The following is a 16923-nucleotide window of genomic DNA, read 5'->3' on the forward strand; positions in this document are numbered from 1 at the left end:
CTTGCTATTTAAGACGTTCGGGATCGATGTTAGGATCGGGTCGCAAATCTGCTGGCAGATTTTTTGGAATCCTCCACATATAAATTTCACTATGCTGTTGTTCTGAATTACAGTTATCTTCTGGATTACATTTAACTTGTTCTACATGGGCGTAATCTATCCAGTCCCCCATGTGACTACGTAAAGATACTACACGAGTACCAGGTTTGAGTTGCTTGAATAATAGTGGTCTGAGTTTGATGTTAACAAAGTCATCTAAGTACAGAATCACAACTGTTGCGTCACTGAAATCACTCTTAAAAAAATCCTGCTGGAGAAACTTGACTTTATCGGTTACACCTGATTTTTTAGCATTTTCATTCGCTTCTTTGATGCGTTTTGGGTCAATATCTATACCAGTACTGCGAGCACCAAATTTCTTCGCGGCAGTAATAGGAATTCTGCCATCACCGCTGCCGAGGTCGTAAACTATATCATTTTTACCCACCTTCGCTATTTCCAGCATTCTATCTACTATTGCTTGGGGTGTAGGCACGTACTCTGCATCTGGTTCTCTTTCAAGGGGTTTAGTTTCAGGTATAGATTGCTGAACTTGTACAGTATTGGGGTTTGTTGTTGCAGCGCCAGTGTTGAGTTGGGATGTTGTTTGTTTGCTACAGCCTGAAATTAAGAGGCTACCTGCACTTGTGGCTAGAAGGAGTATTTTTAACAGTGATTTTACTGGCATGATATTTTTCTCAAATAAATACAAACCTGGAACTTCAAACTTTTTCTCTCTCTGTGATATCTAGATGCTGATGCTTAGGGGAGATGCGATAGTTAAGTATTAATACAGGTATACCTGTAAGTAAAACTACGATTCCCAAGCGTGCGCCTGAACCTGTGTAAGCAAGGCTGGATTGCAGCATATACCCGCAAATCGCACAGAAAAGTAAAGGAATTATGGGGTAAAGAGGGACTTTAAAGGGACGTTGTGTTTCTGGTTCCCGGAAGCGCAGAACTAAGAGGGTAACTCCTGAGAGTAGGAAAAAAAACCAGAATACAGGGGCGGTGTAGTCTACCATAGTACTGAAGCCTTGACGTTGGATCGCACCGTAGATTACTAAGAGGATTGCGATCGCACTTTGCATAATTAGGGCGTTGCTAGGTGAAGAGGTGCGATGTCCCCACTTTCCCAAAAATCCCAGCACTGGAAAGTCTCGCCCCAAAGCATAGTTAGTCCGCGCTCCGGTAAAAATAGTGGCGTTGGCTGTGCCCAAAGCGGAGACTGCGATTAAGAAACTCACGAAGATTGCACCGTTATTTCCCCAAGCACGACGCATTAATTCGGCTGCCGGCGCTTTGGATGCTTGCATTGCTACTAGTCCCAAGCCATGCAAGTAAGCAAAGTTTATTAATAAATATATGACTGTGATGATAATGATACTTCCTAATAATACCAATACCATATTTCGTTTGGCTTCTCTGACCTCGGCAGAAATATATGCAGCTTCGTTCCAACCGCCATAGGTAAGCAAGACGAATACCATCGCCAAACCAAAATTACCTGTTTGATTGCTAGATCCCTTTGCTACAAGGTGACTGCTTTGCAAAATCGCTTCATTCCCAGTTTGTGGAGTTGCGAGAATGATTGCAGCAACAATCACTAATAGCAATCCCAAAACTTTGACAACTGTTAACCAGTTTTGCACCTGTTTACCTTGCTTTAATCCCACTATATTTATGACTGTCAATAATACAATCACTCCACTGGCATATAAGGCTGAGGAAAATTCCCCCAAAGGTAACATCTGGGAAGCGTAATCACCAAACACAAATGCTAGCAGCACAATAGAGCCTGTCTGAATTATTGCCATCCGTGCCCAAGCAAACAGAAAGGCTAAATTCTTACCAAAAGCCCGCATTAGGTAATAATAAGTACCACCAGCATCTGGATAGGTTGTGGCTAACTCTGCGTAGCACAAGGCACCAATTAAAGATATGACTCCGCCTAAAAACCATGCAAATATGGTCATTTCAGCAGTTTGGGCATTTACTGCTACTAAAGTTGGCGTTTCAAAAATACCTACACCCACTACCATTCCAACAATCAAAGCTCCTGCATCGATTATAGAAAGTGTAGGTTTCGGTACTGTTAGTTTTTCTGACATAATATAATCGTGAATTTCTCAATATTAGCTATGTAATTCAGACTGTTGAAGGAACTAAGCTTGGCATACTTTTAAGATTATTATTCGCGAGAAATCTTCTCTTAATTCTTTTTGTTGGTTGTGGCAACCAGAATAACTTCTACCCCAACTTATTGAGTCGATACAAATCCTGTCCAATCTATTTGTATTCCTGCTAACCAAAGCCTACCTAATGTTTTAAGTAAGAATGCTAAGTCTGGTTTGCGATCGTAGGAATATCTTAGAGAAGGCAAGATAATCTGACTAACTGTCGGATTATCTTCTATACATTGCAGCGCAAAGCTACCTAGAGTCTGTCCAGGGCCTACTTCCAACAAAATTGGATATTGTTGTTTCCACAACTCTTGTATACCCGATGCAAACAACACCGGTTGACACATATGCTTAACCCAATAATCAGGATTTGTAGCTGATGCTGCTGTTATCCAAGTTCCTGTAACGTTAGATATATAAGGAATTTTTGGTGCTTGCAGGTTAAATGTTTTTACCAACTTACGTAAGTCAGAACTAGCATCCTCCATCATCTGAGAGTGAAAAGCATGAGAAGTTTCCAGACGACGACAAGCTAAACCTTTTTGAGTTAATTGTTGTTCTAAAGCTTCTACTGCATCAGTTTCACCTGCGATTACACCCATAGATGGCCCATTAACCGCAGAAAGTGAGAGTTTGTGATTAAGTAGGGGAAATATCTCTGTTTGCGAAAGTGGAACTGCAAGCATTGCTCCATTTGGCAACTTTTGAATCATTTGCGCTCTTTTCGCAATCAGTTTTAAACCCTCGTCTAAAGATAAAACCTCTGCCAAAGTCGCTGCTACATATTCACCAATGCTGTAGCCAATCATTGCCGTCGGACGAATTCCCCAGGATATCAATAGCTGTGCTAAGGCATACTCAATCACAAAAATAGCTGGTTGAGCGAGGTGAGTTTGATTGAGTAAAGATGTTGCAGCCACTATCTTTGTATCCGTTTGCGTTTGGCTGCGACCTAACATTTTTCGCAAATCCAAACCCTGAGAATTTTCTTGTGGGGACTGCTGGTCTTGTTGAGAAGCTCTGTTTGGATAGATTACATCTCGCAAATCTTGACCGAGAAGGGGTTTAAGAAATTCACAACAGTAGTTTACTGAAGCGCGAAACACAGGTTCAACCTGGTAAAGTTCCCAAGCCATGTTGACGTAATGAGTACCAAGTCCAGGAAACATAAAAGCTACAGAACGTTCTTGTGTTTCTTGGATATTGGTAAGTATCCGCTTGGGATCTGCAAGTGCAACTAGAGCATCTTCTATATCCCGACAAACAACTGTCCGCCGATGCCTAAAAGCCTTTTGTTCGCGTTGCAATGTTTGAGCAACATCCGCAAGGTTAAAGTCACGATGCTGTCTCAAGTAATCTGCAAGGTTTACAGTCGCAGTTTTTAGTTCTGAATCAGTCTGAGCAGAAAGTACTAATAACTGCCAAGGACGAGAAAGGCTAGTAAGCATTTTCGATAAATTCCCAAATTGTTACTTTCTCTTATTGAAAATTATTTCTTGATTTTCTGAGCAATAATTATTTTGTTCTATAATTCGCTACTTTTTGTGTTTAGATGCGTTGGCACAGCTTTCCCAAAGGAGAATCACACATTGTTTGCAAAACAGATTTTTTCTTATTTATTGACTAACTCTAAGATTACCCATCTTCTGACTTCAGATTTTTAATAGGTATTTTTCAGAAGAGAAGTTGTTAAGGAGGCTATTCATTTATGGTCGGAGAATAATTAAGCGTTGCGACCACAATTCTATAAGTTCATGAATTACGTCTTTCGATTTTTCTTCTTCTCCCTCACTATATTTATTGAGAATGCTTTCTATCGTCTTCTCACTATTTGCTAACTTTAAAACATCAAATACCTCTGCTGATACCTCTCTTTGAAATCCAGGATTATAGCTATTTTTAATATAGAACAAATTGTCAAATTTTTCTTCAGAATTAAATTTTCTAACCTCATGTAAGGAAATATGAAGCGGAAGAAAAAGTCTAAGAGGCATATAATGCCACCATAATACATCTTTCTTTCTAAGCAGATAATCTCCCACAACAGTATAGTCTAGCCCTGTAGTTAAAAAAGAAACTACGGCATCTTCAACAGAATCTACAATTGGTTCAACATTATTGTTGAATGAAGTATTAAGTAAAATTGGAATACCTGTCAATTGTTTAAAGGAGTTAATTAAATCCCAATATTTTTTATTGGTTTTTTGTGATACTGTTTGGATTCTAGCTGTTCCATCAATATGAGTTATTGCTCCTAATTTTTGACGTTTATCCTCTTGAACATTAACTACAAATATCATGAACGGCAGGTTTTTTTGATTATGTGGGACTTCAAAGAATTCATCCACATCCTCTTCTAAAACAGACGGAGCAAAAGGTCTGTAACCTTCCCGCTTCTTAATCATTTTGTTAATGCGAGTTTTATTTTCTTCTGGACGGGGATCTCCAAGAATACTTCTGTTACCTAAAGCTCTTGGCCCAAATTCAGAACGACCTTGAACCCATCCGACAACAGAACCATTTGCTAATAACTTTGCTGTTTGTTCAGGAACATTATCTAATTTCTCGAAGGCAATAAAATCTTGCCATTGAATTAATTGATCCAAAACATCAGAAGAATTCCCGATATCTGTTCCCCAGTAAACATGCTCAAGCTGAGAAGGCTTCTGATGTTTTGGATTTGCTTGATAATAGGCATATAAAGCAGCTCCCAAAGCACAGCCGGCATCATGAGCCGCAGGCTGAACAAATATATTTTCAAACATTCTAGAGCGCAATATTTTCCCATTTAAAGTACAATTGTGAGCTACTCCCCCTGCCAGACAAAGGTTTTTATGCTTTGTTTCTTGTTTGTGGTGTTTAATTACATGAAAAACTACATCTTCTAAGGCTTCTTGAAGTGATGCAGCGATATCCTTATGAGTTTGCGTAAAGGGTTCTCCTTTTCGGCGCGGTATCCCTAAATCAAAAAGTGAGACTATCCTATCTTCATTAATTTCATAATCTCCATTGGGAAGTAACGTGTACAATGTTTTAAATAAATCTCTATATTTTTCTGGGTTTCCGTAGGGAGCTAGTCCCATCACTTTGTATTCATCGAATTGGCTATACCCCAAAAAAGATATTATTTCAGTATAGAAATGACCAAGAGATTTAGGGATAGAAATATCAGCTATTTCCTCAAGCATTGTTCCCTGCCCTGTAAAAATCATCCCAGAGCTGTTATCCCCCGAACCGTCAAATGTAGTAATCAGACTGCTTTCATAACCAGAAAATGCAAAAGTGCTTATTGCATGTGCATAGTGATGAGGAACAAAACATAACTTATTTGGATCTATTTCAGATCCTAAGGCTCTACGGAAAAGATTCTGAAACAATATTCTTGGCTCAATTGTTGTTAACTGGGGATTATTCAAAAAAACTAGTTTCAGCCAAATTTCAGAATATTCAATTGAACTATAAAATGCGATTAAATCTACGTCCTGTAATTGTATACCACGAGTCTTTAAGCAAAAGCGCAATGATTCTAAAGGAAATTTATTTGTATGCTTGATTCGATTAAGCCTTTCTTCTTCAATTGCACAGACAACTTTTCCATCTTCAATCAAAACACATGCTGCGTCGTGAAGCCAAACATCATCATATCCACGTCGTTCCTCAGAAATCAGCTCAAGTCCGCCAGTAAACCCTAAAACTAGCATTATATCTACCTCTGTATTCTGAAATTAATTACATTCACATCACTCACAAAAATTTTGCTAGCAAGAAGTTTTTTTCGGTTGCTTCATAAATAATTGCTTTTGTTTCTGACGTGCTGATTTTTGTTTCTGGATGCGATCACGTACCGTTTCAAAAGCCAATTTATCCTCTTTATCCTCTGTTGTTTGACTTAAATATTGTGCTAAAAAGTAAATAGTCGGGTTCTGAAACATCGTCACTACTGATATATCTCTTTGCAAAATTGCCCGTAATTTATGATTAATCTGAAGCATCAGTAACGAATGCCCACCAAGGTCAAAGAAATTATCGTGAATTCCCACTCGCTCAAGATTTAACACCTCTTGCCAAAGCTTCGCAATCTCTTGTTCAATTTCCGACTGAGGTGCTTGATAAATAGTCGTTAATGTTGGGCGCAAACTTTCAGATACAGGCAAAGCACGACGATCTACTTTTCCATTAGGTAATAGTGGTAAGGTGTCTAGGAAGATAAAAACACCAGGAACCATATATTCAGGTAAGAGTTCTTTAAGATAGGTTCGCAGTTCATTGACTGTGGGTATTTGTTCTGGCAAACAAACCATATAAGCCACTAATTGCTTATCTTCTCGCACCAAAACTACGACTTCCCACACTGCTGAATGTTTGAGCAATGCATTCTCAATTTCACCTAACTCAATCCGAAATCCTCTAATCTTAACCTGATGATCGATTCGTCCTAAATACTCTAAATTTCCATCTGGTAAATAACGAGCTAAATCCCCAGTTTTATATAGCCGTGATTCAATTTTACTACTAAATGGGTTAGATATAAACCTTTCTTTTGTTAATTCTGGTCGGTTTAAATAGCCTCTAGCTAAACCAGTACCACAAATATAAATTTCTCCTGGAATACCAATTGGTACTGGTTGTAAATTAGGATTCAGCAGATAAATTTGTGTATTGGCGATGGGACGACCAATAGTTACCTTGTTGTCTCTGTTTACTTGAGCAAATGTAGAATAGGTCGTATCTTCAGAAGGGCCGTAAAGATTAAAAACTTTCTGAATATGATGGTTTTGATAAATCTGCTGCACGAGTTGATTTTGCAGTGGTTCGCCAGCAAGATTAACTGTCTTGACACAAGAGGGTATACCATCTACTTGTAGTAATTCTGCAATGATGCTTGGCACTGTATTCACCAAGCTGACCTCAGTAGTTAACGAAGGCAAGTGTAAAGCATTTTCTACAAGAATCACTTTGCCACCCCAACTGAGGGGAACAAACAGTTCAAATACCGATAAATCAAAGCAAATTGAGGTTGATGCTAAAACTCCAGCAAGGTCATTATCTGTAAAGACTTCTCTTGACCATGTTAATAAAGCAACACAACTTTGATGTTCTATAGCAACACCTTTTGGTACGCCAGTAGAACCAGAAGTATAGATCACATAAGCTAGGTGATTCGCTTGTACTTCACTAAACAAATGTTCTTTACTTTGTTGGCTAAGTAATTCTGAATCTCTATCGATACAGACAACATCCAGATTGGATTTAGCAAACAATTCAACTAGATGGCTTTGAGTCAGCAGTACTTTTGCTTGACTGTCTTCTAGCATGAAAGCTAAACGTTCTTGGGGATAAGCTGGGTCTAATGGTACATAAGCCCCGCCAGCTTTGAAAATAGCCAACAATGCAATTAGCATTTCTGGACTACGCTTCATGCATACACCAACAATTACTTCTGGCTTCACCCCTAGTTTTTGCAAGTAGTGTGCTAATTGGTTTGCTCGTTGATTCACCTCACGGTAGGTTAATTTTTGGTTGTCAAATACGAGTGCAACAGCATTTGGTGTCTTCTCTACCTGTACCTCAAACAATTGATGAATGCACTTATGTTGCGGGTAGTCTGTCTTGGTATTATTCCATTCAACTAATAATTGTTCTACTTCAGATGGAGTCAAAAGTTGCAAGTCTGAAATACGTTGCTCGGGATTGCTAACTATACTTTCTAGCAAAGTCTGGAAGTGCCCCAGCATCCGAGTCACGGTATCTGCATTAAATAAATCCCTGTTGTATTCGCAAGTTGCAATTAACCCTTGCTCAGAATCCTCTATAAACAATGACACATCAAACTTTGATGACCCGTTGTAACCCTCTTCATAACTAACAGATACGTCCGCTAGACTAAAATTAGGTTTTGGCACATTCTGAAGAACGAACATCACTTGAAATAGTGGATTGTAACTCAAGTCTCGATTTGGCTGTAGTTCTTCTACTAATTTCTCAAAAGGTAAGTCCTGATGAACGTAAGCTTCTAAAGCCGTTGACTTCACCCGTCCTAACAATTCTTGAAAACTCAAATCGCCAGAAAGGTCTGTACGCAAGACTAAGATATTGACAAAAAATCCGATTAATGACTCAATTTCTGCTCTGTTACGATTGGCGATTGGCGAACCGACTAAAATATCAGTCTGACCTGTATAGCGATACATCAAGGTTTTAAAGGCTGTAAGCAAGGTCATAAACAGAGTTACTCCCTGCTGAGTACTCAAATTCTTCAGTTCTTTTGTCAGAGTTTGAGAAAGAACTAATTTCGCTTGAGCGCCTTTGAAGGTTTGGACTGGCGATCGCGGTCGGTCTGTTGGTAAATTCAGTACAGGAAGTTCACCCTGCAACTTTTGTTTCCAATAAGTCAATAATGGTTGAATACGTTTTAAATCAAGCCATTTTTGTTGCCAATTAACAAAATTTCCATACTGAATGGGTAATTCAGCAAGTGGTGAGTGTTTGCCTTTTGAAAATGATTCATATAGTATAGCTAGTTCTTTAATCAGAATACTGATAGACCAACCATCTGCAATTATATGATGTAAGGTGACAACCAATTGATAATTTTTATCATTTAATTGTAAAATTTTAGTACGCACAAGCGATTGAGCAGACAAGTCAAATGGCTGCTGTGCTAATTCTGTAGTGAAATGTTGTGCTTCTTGAATGCGTTCGTTTTCTGATAGTGAGCGTAAATCTTCAACCGCCAGACTTAAGGTTACACCTTGATTGATAACTTGTACGGGTTGTCCATCAACTATTGTAAAACTTGTACGTAATACTTCGTGTCGTCTGATAATTTCATTGAAACTATCTTGTAAGGCTGTTAAATTAATGCAACCTTTGAAGCTAATAACTATAGGAATATTATATGTAGGAGTATCGGGAGTTAGCTGATTAATGAACCATAATCCCTGCTGGGTAAAAGATAGAGGATAAATAGATGTGTTTTTCTCTTGTTGAATAAAGGATAATGACGGTATTGCGTCTGTGGTGATTTGAGTGAGTATTTTGGTTAGGAGCGATCGCCCATTCATTCCTTCAAAAAAATCTGCTACAGATACTTCTACTTCTAAATCAACCTCAATCCGATTTTTCAACTCAAATACTTTTAAAGAATCAAGTCCCAGTGTGCTTAATGGTTCTTGTATATTAACATCATCTATTGCAATTGAAAGTACTCCCGCTAAAAGTTCAGTTAAATAACTTTCTAAGATCGGTTGACATTTCTTTGGAGAAAGTGCCAATAGTTGAGAACGTTGTAGTCGAGTTTCGTTTCTAGCAATATCACTCAGCTTGAGAATGTCACTGACAATTACATTTAACTCGTCATTCTGAAATTGAGTGCGAGTTGCACGTCGTTGAATCTTACCACTAGAAGTTTTAGGGATACTACCTGGTTTAATTAAAACCACTGCATAAACTTGTATTTCATGTTCATCAGTAACTGCTTGCCGAATTGCATTAGTTACCTCTGCTAAATTTGGCTTGGCACGAAACTCCAATTCTTGTACAACGAAGAGTCTTTCTTCGTTGTTAATCTCTACTGTAAACGCTGCGTTAGCATCAGAACGCAATGATGGATGACTACGTTCTGCGGTTAATTCTATATCCTGCGGGTAAATATTGCGACCACGAATAATAATTAAATCTTTGGCTCTACCTGTAATGAAAAGTTCTCCATTATCCAGAAAACCTAAGTCACCAGTCCGTAAAAAAGGCCCCTCTTTGGTGTCTTTCAGATAGGCGTAGAATGTTTCTTTTGTTTCTTCTGTTCGATTCCAATAACCTTGACCGACACTCGGCCCAGATACCCAAATTTCACCAACTTCATCTGATGAACAGCGAGTTAATGTTTCAGGATTGACAATGACAATCTGTTGTTGAAAAATTGCTTCACCGCAACTGACAAAGCTTTGGCTATCTTTATTTTGGGTAGTTGATTCGACTATCTGGTTCTGTGAAAGTGCAGATTTTTCTACAGTTCTGACTTGGGCTAAAGCTGTTTTGACCCCACCAGAAACTATTAAACTTGCTTCCGCCATCCCATAACAGGGATAGAATGCTTCTGGACGAAAGCCACACTCAGCAAAAGTAGTTGCAAATTGCTCAAAAGTATCTCGTCGGACTGGTTCAGCACCGTTAAAAGCGACACTCCAACTACTTAAGTCGAGAGTTTCTTTTTGTTGAGTAGTAATTCTTTGAATACATTGTTCATAAGCAAAGTTAGGTCCACCACTCGTAGTACCTTTGTAGCGGGAAATCGCCTGTAACCAGCGGTAAGGTCGTTGCAGAAAAGATGCTGGCGACATTAAAATGCAACTAAACCCACCATACAAAGGTTGCAAAATTCCACCAATCAATCCCATATCATGGTAAACAGGTAGCCAGGAGATAAACTTGCTACTGGGTGAATGTTCCATGAGTTGATAAGTTACATCGGCATTGTGCAGCAGATTGCCATGACTGAGCATAACTCCCTTTGGTGTGCCCGTAGAACCCGATGTGTATTGCAAAAAGGCTAGAGTATCCGCATTGATTTTAGGTTGTTGCCAAGAATTTTCTAGACCCTGTGCTATGTTGTCAGTTGTTAACCAGCAAAAATTTCCTTTTTTTGTTAGGAGTGTAAGTATTGATTGTAATGCGGGGAGCATTGCTGTTGTAGTCAGAGCAACGCTTGCCTGCGCATCTGTGCTAATAGCCTGTATTCTAGGTGTTTTTCGTTGATTGCGAGGGGGATAAGCTGGAACTGCCACGACTCCAGCATATAGACAACCAAAAAATGCGCTTAAGTAATCTAGGCCGGAAGGATACAGTAATATGGCGCGTTTCCCACTCAAACCAAGAGCTTGGAGTTGAGCTGCTATAGCCCGACTGCGCCGATCCAATTCACAATAAGTTAGCGTTAATTCCTGAGTTTCTCCATCTTCAAGGAAGGTGAACGCTTGTGTGTGCGGCATCTGCAAACTGCGATCGCGCAGAATATCAACGAGTGTCGCAAATTGAGAGGGAATTTCTCGAAAATAATTGAGAAGTGGAGTCATTACTATGCTTCAGCTATTCAGATGCAGGCAAACAATAGTGGCAAAATTAATCTCACACTCACTCTTGGCTGAACAAGGGTTTGAGTCAGTTGTTATGTGTATCTTCTTAATAATTCACTGAGATAAAATCCCGCAAACCCTAGAAAAACATAGCCCTTTCTTACTCAAAGTGGTGCTTTTACAGAATTCTTTAATTCTATTGGGAAAACTCTTAGACAGACTTGGATATTACTTTAGGAAAGACAGCCCCCAGGTGGTAAGTTAGTCATGCAAACTTATATATTGCTAGTTATTTTCATTTAGACTTCCTCACATTACTAGGGATGGTGACATTTATGCAATCCTTTATTAATAACTAATAATTATCAACTTTGAGGTATATATTATTTTAGACTATTAAATAAATAGTTTGTTACTTTTGACACATATCAATAGATGGAAAGTCAAGTCTTGGAAACACCCTGATTTTAGCCCAAGCATAAGAACTTCGTAGTTTAAGGGTAGTCCAATGGCTCAGATATAAATAGTGAATGTGCGATCGCCTCAAGGCAACGTGTACTCAGAGGATCGCCTGCAAAAACTTGCCTATTTTGCTGATGAGCGATCTGTATCATGTCTTTACTTGGTAACCAAGGAAAAATCACAGCCTCCCCTGGTTGAGAAAACATTTTGACTAGCTGTTCAATCAGTTGCTCCTTAAGATCCGATTCTGGAAAAACGATGACAGTCTTCGCTCGTTCAATTAACCAATCGTGATCCCAGTCATCAGAGGTAATGGCAATAGCAAGAGCAGCAAAGGGTATGCGTTCGACAAATTGGGGTGAGGCTGTATCACCACAGAACACAAAATGTTGCTTTTCCAGCAAGTACCAACCTGGCTGAAGTTCATTCTCAATGGCAATAACAGAAGAAGTTGTAGATGGCTTTGGTGGAATTACCTCTACTGTTGATGTTTTGATCTTAGCCACTACCTTTGGTACTGTGGTCTTAATCTTCTGCTCTTGAGTAAGTTGCTTTGGTGGCTCTAATGAAACAACAGAAGTTGACTGTGGTTTCTCTTGCTCAATTGCTTGGCGAAGGCTTTTATATGTTACATTTTCACCTTCTTTGGCTCGTTGTAGAAACTCGCGACGAACATCTTGTGGTGTTGATGGTGCAGTTAGTAGATAGAGAGCAGTAGTTGCAATATTTATTTGTGCAAGATTTGCAGGTTCATTCAATGCTTCATAAACATTAATAAAATTGTAAGCCGTCCGTCGGCTCCAACCAAACTCAGCTTTCAACCAAGTCTCAAACTGTCCATGTTTGAGACGAGAACGCACGTCAGCCAGCTTTTGACCAATTTCCCAGATATCCTGCACTGAACGTCGTAAGCGCTCTTTAATTTCTCCAGTTCGCTGTTGGATAACAATACGCTGTTTGTCATCCAAAATTTCATAGTCGAAACCAGTGACTGCTTGACTCTGTTTTTTTAACTTGTTCACAACTTGTCTAAAATACCTTTTACAAAAAATTTATCATAGCCAATTATTCTGTTGATTGTGCTTATATCATGTCCGCCTAATTAGTTATAATTCGCGTATCTGTGCAAAAACCAGGAAATCCTCTTTCCCCCTGCTCCCTGCCCCCTGCCGTCTTAATGATAAGTCTTTAACTGGACATGATATTAGGGACTTCCAGTAACGTGATTGCTGAATAAGATTTAACACAAATCATGGTAAGACTTAATATTGTCCCAAATACCATTGGTTTTAAAGCGGGAGAATGAACAAACCACCTTTTCAGCATCAAAAAACCACCTCTGCTACAAAACTCCCAGAACGCTTTGCAAGTAAAAATACTGCTCAACCAGAAAATCTCGCTTCAGTAACAATTACCGTTACCGCTGTTGAAGTCCAAGAGTTAAATGAAGAGGAACAAAGCTTGCGTCTACACTTAGAGCAAAAAGTTGAATGCGCTTTTTATGAAGCAGGGAAGGCGTTAATGGAGTTACGCGAGCGCAGGTTATACCGTTCTACACACAAAACATTTGAGGATTATTGCCGCACTCGCTTTGGTCATAGTCGGCAACAGTCAAATTACTTGATTGCCGCAGCCGATGTTTACGACAATTTGACAACCATTGGTTGTCAAATTGTGGAGAATGAGGACTTGACAACTAATGTGACGCAAATTCTACCAACCAGTGAGCGCCAAGTCCGGCCTCTGACAAAGCTAGAGCCTCAGCAACAGCAACAAGCGTGGCAGCTTTCAGTTCAGGAGGCTAGTGGTCAAGTGCCAACTAGTAGGATGGTCAAAGACGTAGTGCAACGTATTATAGAAACAACTCAAGTACCAAATACTTATGAAATTGGCGAGGTTTGCCAAATCATTGCCCAGGAAAATCCTGAACTCAGGGGCAAGGGTGGGTGTTGGGGCATAGTAGTCAGTCAAGCGAGTGATTTCATATGTATTATAAGGCTTTGGGATGGAGAGTACAATATTGGATTAAAGCATCTTAAGTCTTATGATTACTCACTTTTAGAATGTCAGCAAATACAACAAATCAGCGAGCGGATCAGCAAAATATACGATCGTGCATTGGAAGAATCGGTTCAAAGGTTTTTGGAGTCTTTAGGAAAACTGAACCGTCCTTATTTAACTACTTTGGAAGAAAAATTGTTAAATGTTTTGGAGTCGGGAATTAAAATTAGAAGAATTCAATAATTTAAGAATAGCCCAATGGCTCAGTTCTTAATTGGGATTGTGCGATCGCTTGACGACAACGTTCGATATTAGGATCTCCCGCAAAAACTCGCCTATTTAGCTGATGAGCGATCTGTATCATATCCATCCTTGGTAGCCAAGGAAAAATCACTATATCTCCAGATGCCGAAAACATCTTGAGCAGTTGTTCAATCAAATCTGACTTGAGATATGATTCCGGAAAGATAATCACAGTTTTTGCCCGCTCAACTAACCAATCGTGATCCCAGTCATCAGAGGTAATCGCAATAGCGAGAGCAGCAAAGGGTATGCGTTCAATAAATTGAGGTGAAGCAGTATCACCACAGAACACAAAATGTTGGTTTTCTAGTAAAAACCAACTTGACTCGATTGCATCAAGAGTTTTAATAACAGGTAAGACTGTTGATATCTTTGCCTCAGTTACCTCTGAAACTAACGTCTCGACTTGAATTGCCTCCTTGGAAATTATAGTTACAATCTCTGGCTTAGAAGTTAGTGGTAGTGGCTCAAGGGAAGGAGCCGTAGACTGTGATTTCTCTTCCTTAATTACCTGACGAATACTCTTATGACTTAAGGTTTCGCCCTCTTTAGCACGTTGCAAAATCTCTTCACGGACGTTTTCTGGAGTTGATGGTGCTGCTAAAAGGTAAAGAGCAGATGTGGCAATATCTATTTGTGCAAAATTTGCACGTTCAGCAAACGCTTCATAAACATTAATAAAATTATAAGCAGTCCGTCGGCTCCAACCAAATTCAGCTTTCAGCCAAGTCTCAAACTGTCCATGCTTGAGGCGAGAACGCACATCAGCCAGCTTTTGACCAATTTCCCAAATATCCTGCGCTGAACGTCGTAAGCGCTCCTTAATTTCTCCAGTTCGCTGTTGAATAACAATACGCCGTTCAGAATCCAAAATTTCGTAGTCGAAGCCAGTGACTACTTGACTTTGTTTTTTTAATTTGTTCACAATTTATTTAAAATAATTTTATATACAAAATTTATCATAGTTTCTTGTATGTTGATTGTGCCTAGCATCCAGTGAATGTCATGGCTGAAAAAATTTCAGCTAGAGAAAATTTATGAAGTAAGTAGCTTGATTTTCTTGTAGCTTAATGATAATACTTATAGTTAAGATTTCCTCATTCAACGATGATAAAAGAAAAAATCAACTTTTAAGGACAAAACCAGATATCTTAATTGAATAATATTCCTAATATTTGTGCTCATTTTAGTGCAGATGAAGAGTGTTGAGTACTAAGTTAAAAGAGCACCCACAAAAGGTAGGGCTTTTACCAGGTAAAATAAGTGCTGAGTAAATTAGAACTTACTCAGCACTCAGCACTGATTTTGGTAATATAGAAGCTCAACCGAGACTGTGGCTTAACTTTTTACACACAGGTTACTTAGTAAGGTAAATTTCTTTGGCTAAAGTCTAGAGTTGAGTAAGAAAAACTGGCATTCCTGAATCATGGGCTGATTTAGCCCAATTTGAAAGGAATTATCAATGGTTTTAACCGCCGATTCATCTCGCATTTATGCAACGCCGAAAAACTAAAGCTGAGAATTGGTTGCTATGCAAACGACGTCACCCCAGATAAGTGCCGATGATTGTTTTCTAGAGGTAGATCACATTTTTGTCTGCACGGCAAAAAGTGCTGAAAGTGTCTCAGTGCTTGAAGAGCTTGGTTTTTACTGCTCTAATCAACCAGTGCAGCATCTCAAGCAAGGAACAGTATCAAAAATAATTTTTTTTGAGAATACTTATCTTGAGTTAATTTGGATAGAAGATAAACATTTAGTGCAACAGCAATCTGAACTAACAGACGTTCAGACGCTAACCCGTGTTCGTGGACAACGTACAGGAGCATCACCTTTTGGTATCGGTTTACGCAGGAAGTCTGAGGAGAGTAAGTTGGTATCCCATTCAACTTTATACTGTGCTGAGTGGATGCCAACAAAGATGTCTATTAGTTTTGCAGCAGAAAATCTTGCGAATCAACAAGAGCCTTTTTGCTTTGTGATTCCTGACTGTGCTGCTATCACAAGTTGGCTTGATCTTTCGTTAACGGCGCATCAGCAGTTAATCTCTCATCCCTTGGGTGTCAGAAAGCTAACGAGCGTCAAAATCATCATTAATAGCGACAAAGATTTGACTGATGTTATGTCTGTGCTTTGTGTAAATAGTGCTGTTGTTATTGAACGAGGGGAATCTCCACTGCTAGAGTTAACCTTTGACGAGGGTATCAGAAAAAAAAATCTTGATGCACGACCAATTCTGCCAATTTTGTTCAAATGTTAAAACATAGCGTAATCGCATTACACACTTTCTGGAGAATTTTAAATGAACGAGTTAGTACAACGCCTGTCAGAAGGTCAGCATCCTGTAGAAGTAAGCTTACGACCTGAAAAAACAGCCATAGCACTCAAAGAAAGTATTGACAGAGGTTATGTTCACATTAAATTCACGGATACTAAAGGAGGTACTGATTTAGGTGTCAGACTAGATCCAAAACTGTCTAATTTCAATGAAGCTGACTTTGAGTATCTAACGGGAAAAGTTCACTTAGTTGGCAACCTCACCCTAAATTATGTCAAAATTCAATGCGTTGCAGATATTAACCTTGAAACTTTAGAAGGCAATGGACACCTTAAACCGATAGAACATTAAGCTCATCCCTTGGAAAACAGCGCGCTTTATTTCACGGTAATTGGTGAGCCAGTGTGGTCTTGGGGGTTTCCCCCATGAACAACTGGTGAACGTGAAGGGTAATTGATAATTGGCCGATTACCATTATTTTCCAAGCAAGTGCGGACTGATATAAGACCACTCAAATAAAGAAGATAAAAAAATCTGCCTACTGCCAGACTTAGCACTACCGACAGAATAATACTAATTCACTACAAGA

Annotated in this window: 10 protein-coding genes; 3 read left to right on the top strand and 7 right to left on the bottom strand. The window is 39.2% G+C overall.

The window, feature by feature from the left end:
• Positions 1-4 precede the first annotated feature (4 nt).
• From V7K79_RS22490 to V7K79_RS22515, 6 genes are all read right to left on the bottom strand, one after another.
• A complete protein-coding gene (locus V7K79_RS22490) occupies positions 5-727 on the bottom strand; it encodes an SAM-dependent methyltransferase (RefSeq protein WP_335050571.1) in 723 nt (240 codons plus the stop codon).
• A 34-nt stretch (positions 728-761) separates the two neighbouring features.
• On the bottom strand, positions 762-2150 hold the full coding sequence (locus V7K79_RS22495) for an APC family permease (protein ID WP_335050573.1): 1389 nt from the start codon (positions 2148-2150) through the stop codon (positions 762-764).
• A gap of 149 nt (positions 2151-2299) precedes the next feature.
• Positions 2300-3670, bottom strand: coding sequence for an acyltransferase domain-containing protein (locus V7K79_RS22500; protein WP_335050574.1), 1371 nt, complete (start codon positions 3668-3670; stop codon positions 2300-2302).
• Positions 3671-3928: 258 nt separating this feature from the next.
• Entirely contained in the window at positions 3929-5923 is a 1995-nt protein-coding gene (locus V7K79_RS22505) for a carbamoyltransferase family protein (RefSeq protein ID WP_335050576.1), read from the bottom strand.
• Between the two features lie 57 nt (positions 5924-5980).
• Positions 5981-11293 carry an amino acid adenylation domain-containing protein gene (locus tag V7K79_RS22510; RefSeq protein ID WP_335050578.1) on the bottom strand — a complete coding sequence of 1771 codons (5313 nt, stop codon included), beginning with the start codon at positions 11291-11293 and terminating at the stop codon, positions 5981-5983.
• 494 nt (positions 11294-11787) lie between these two features.
• Positions 11788-12777 (bottom strand): DUF3102 domain-containing protein, encoded by a 990-nt coding sequence (locus V7K79_RS22515; protein WP_335050580.1) that lies wholly within the window; start codon positions 12775-12777, stop codon positions 11788-11790.
• Positions 12778-13057: 280 nt separating this feature from the next.
• On the opposite strand from V7K79_RS22515, the gene V7K79_RS22520 reads away from it, so the two are divergent.
• Entirely contained in the window at positions 13058-13999 is a 942-nt protein-coding gene (locus V7K79_RS22520; RefSeq protein ID WP_335050582.1) for a hypothetical protein, read from the top strand.
• Position 14000: 1 nt separating this feature from the next.
• On the opposite strand, the gene V7K79_RS22525 is transcribed toward V7K79_RS22520, so the two are convergent.
• Entirely contained in the window at positions 14001-14984 is a 984-nt protein-coding gene (locus tag V7K79_RS22525; RefSeq protein ID WP_335050584.1) for a DUF3102 domain-containing protein, read from the bottom strand.
• Positions 14985-15590: 606 nt separating this feature from the next.
• Here V7K79_RS22525 and V7K79_RS22530 point away from each other — a divergent pair.
• Positions 15591-16316 (top strand): VOC family protein, encoded by a 726-nt coding sequence (locus V7K79_RS22530; RefSeq protein WP_335050585.1) that lies wholly within the window; start codon positions 15591-15593, stop codon positions 16314-16316.
• Between the two features lie 42 nt (positions 16317-16358).
• Positions 16359-16685: an MbtH domain protein gene (locus V7K79_RS22535; protein WP_335050587.1), complete on the top strand. Its 327-nt coding sequence runs from the start codon at positions 16359-16361 to the stop codon at positions 16683-16685.
• The last annotated feature ends 238 nt before the right edge of the window (positions 16686-16923 follow it).

This window comes from Nostoc sp., from assembly GCF_036917575.1.
GTDB lineage: Bacteria > Cyanobacteriota > Cyanobacteriia > Cyanobacteriales > Nostocaceae > Nostoc.

Coding starts and splice junctions, on each gene's coding strand:
- V7K79_RS22530 (WP_335050585.1), top strand. CDS start 15,591: ATGCAAACGACGTCACCCCAGATAAGTGCCGATGATTGTTTTCTAGAG.
- V7K79_RS22490 (WP_335050571.1), bottom strand. CDS start 727: ATGCCAGTAAAATCACTGTTAAAAATACTCCTTCTAGCCACAAGTGCA.
- V7K79_RS22520 (WP_335050582.1), top strand. CDS start 13,058: ATGAACAAACCACCTTTTCAGCATCAAAAAACCACCTCTGCTACAAAA.
- V7K79_RS22510 (WP_335050578.1), bottom strand. CDS start 11,293: ATGACTCCACTTCTCAATTATTTTCGAGAAATTCCCTCTCAATTTGCG.
- V7K79_RS22505 (WP_335050576.1), bottom strand. CDS start 5,923: ATGCTAGTTTTAGGGTTTACTGGCGGACTTGAGCTGATTTCTGAGGAA.
- V7K79_RS22500 (WP_335050574.1), bottom strand. CDS start 3,670: ATGCTTACTAGCCTTTCTCGTCCTTGGCAGTTATTAGTACTTTCTGCT.
- V7K79_RS22535 (WP_335050587.1), top strand. CDS start 16,359: ATGAACGAGTTAGTACAACGCCTGTCAGAAGGTCAGCATCCTGTAGAA.
- V7K79_RS22495 (WP_335050573.1), bottom strand. CDS start 2,150: ATGTCAGAAAAACTAACAGTACCGAAACCTACACTTTCTATAATCGAT.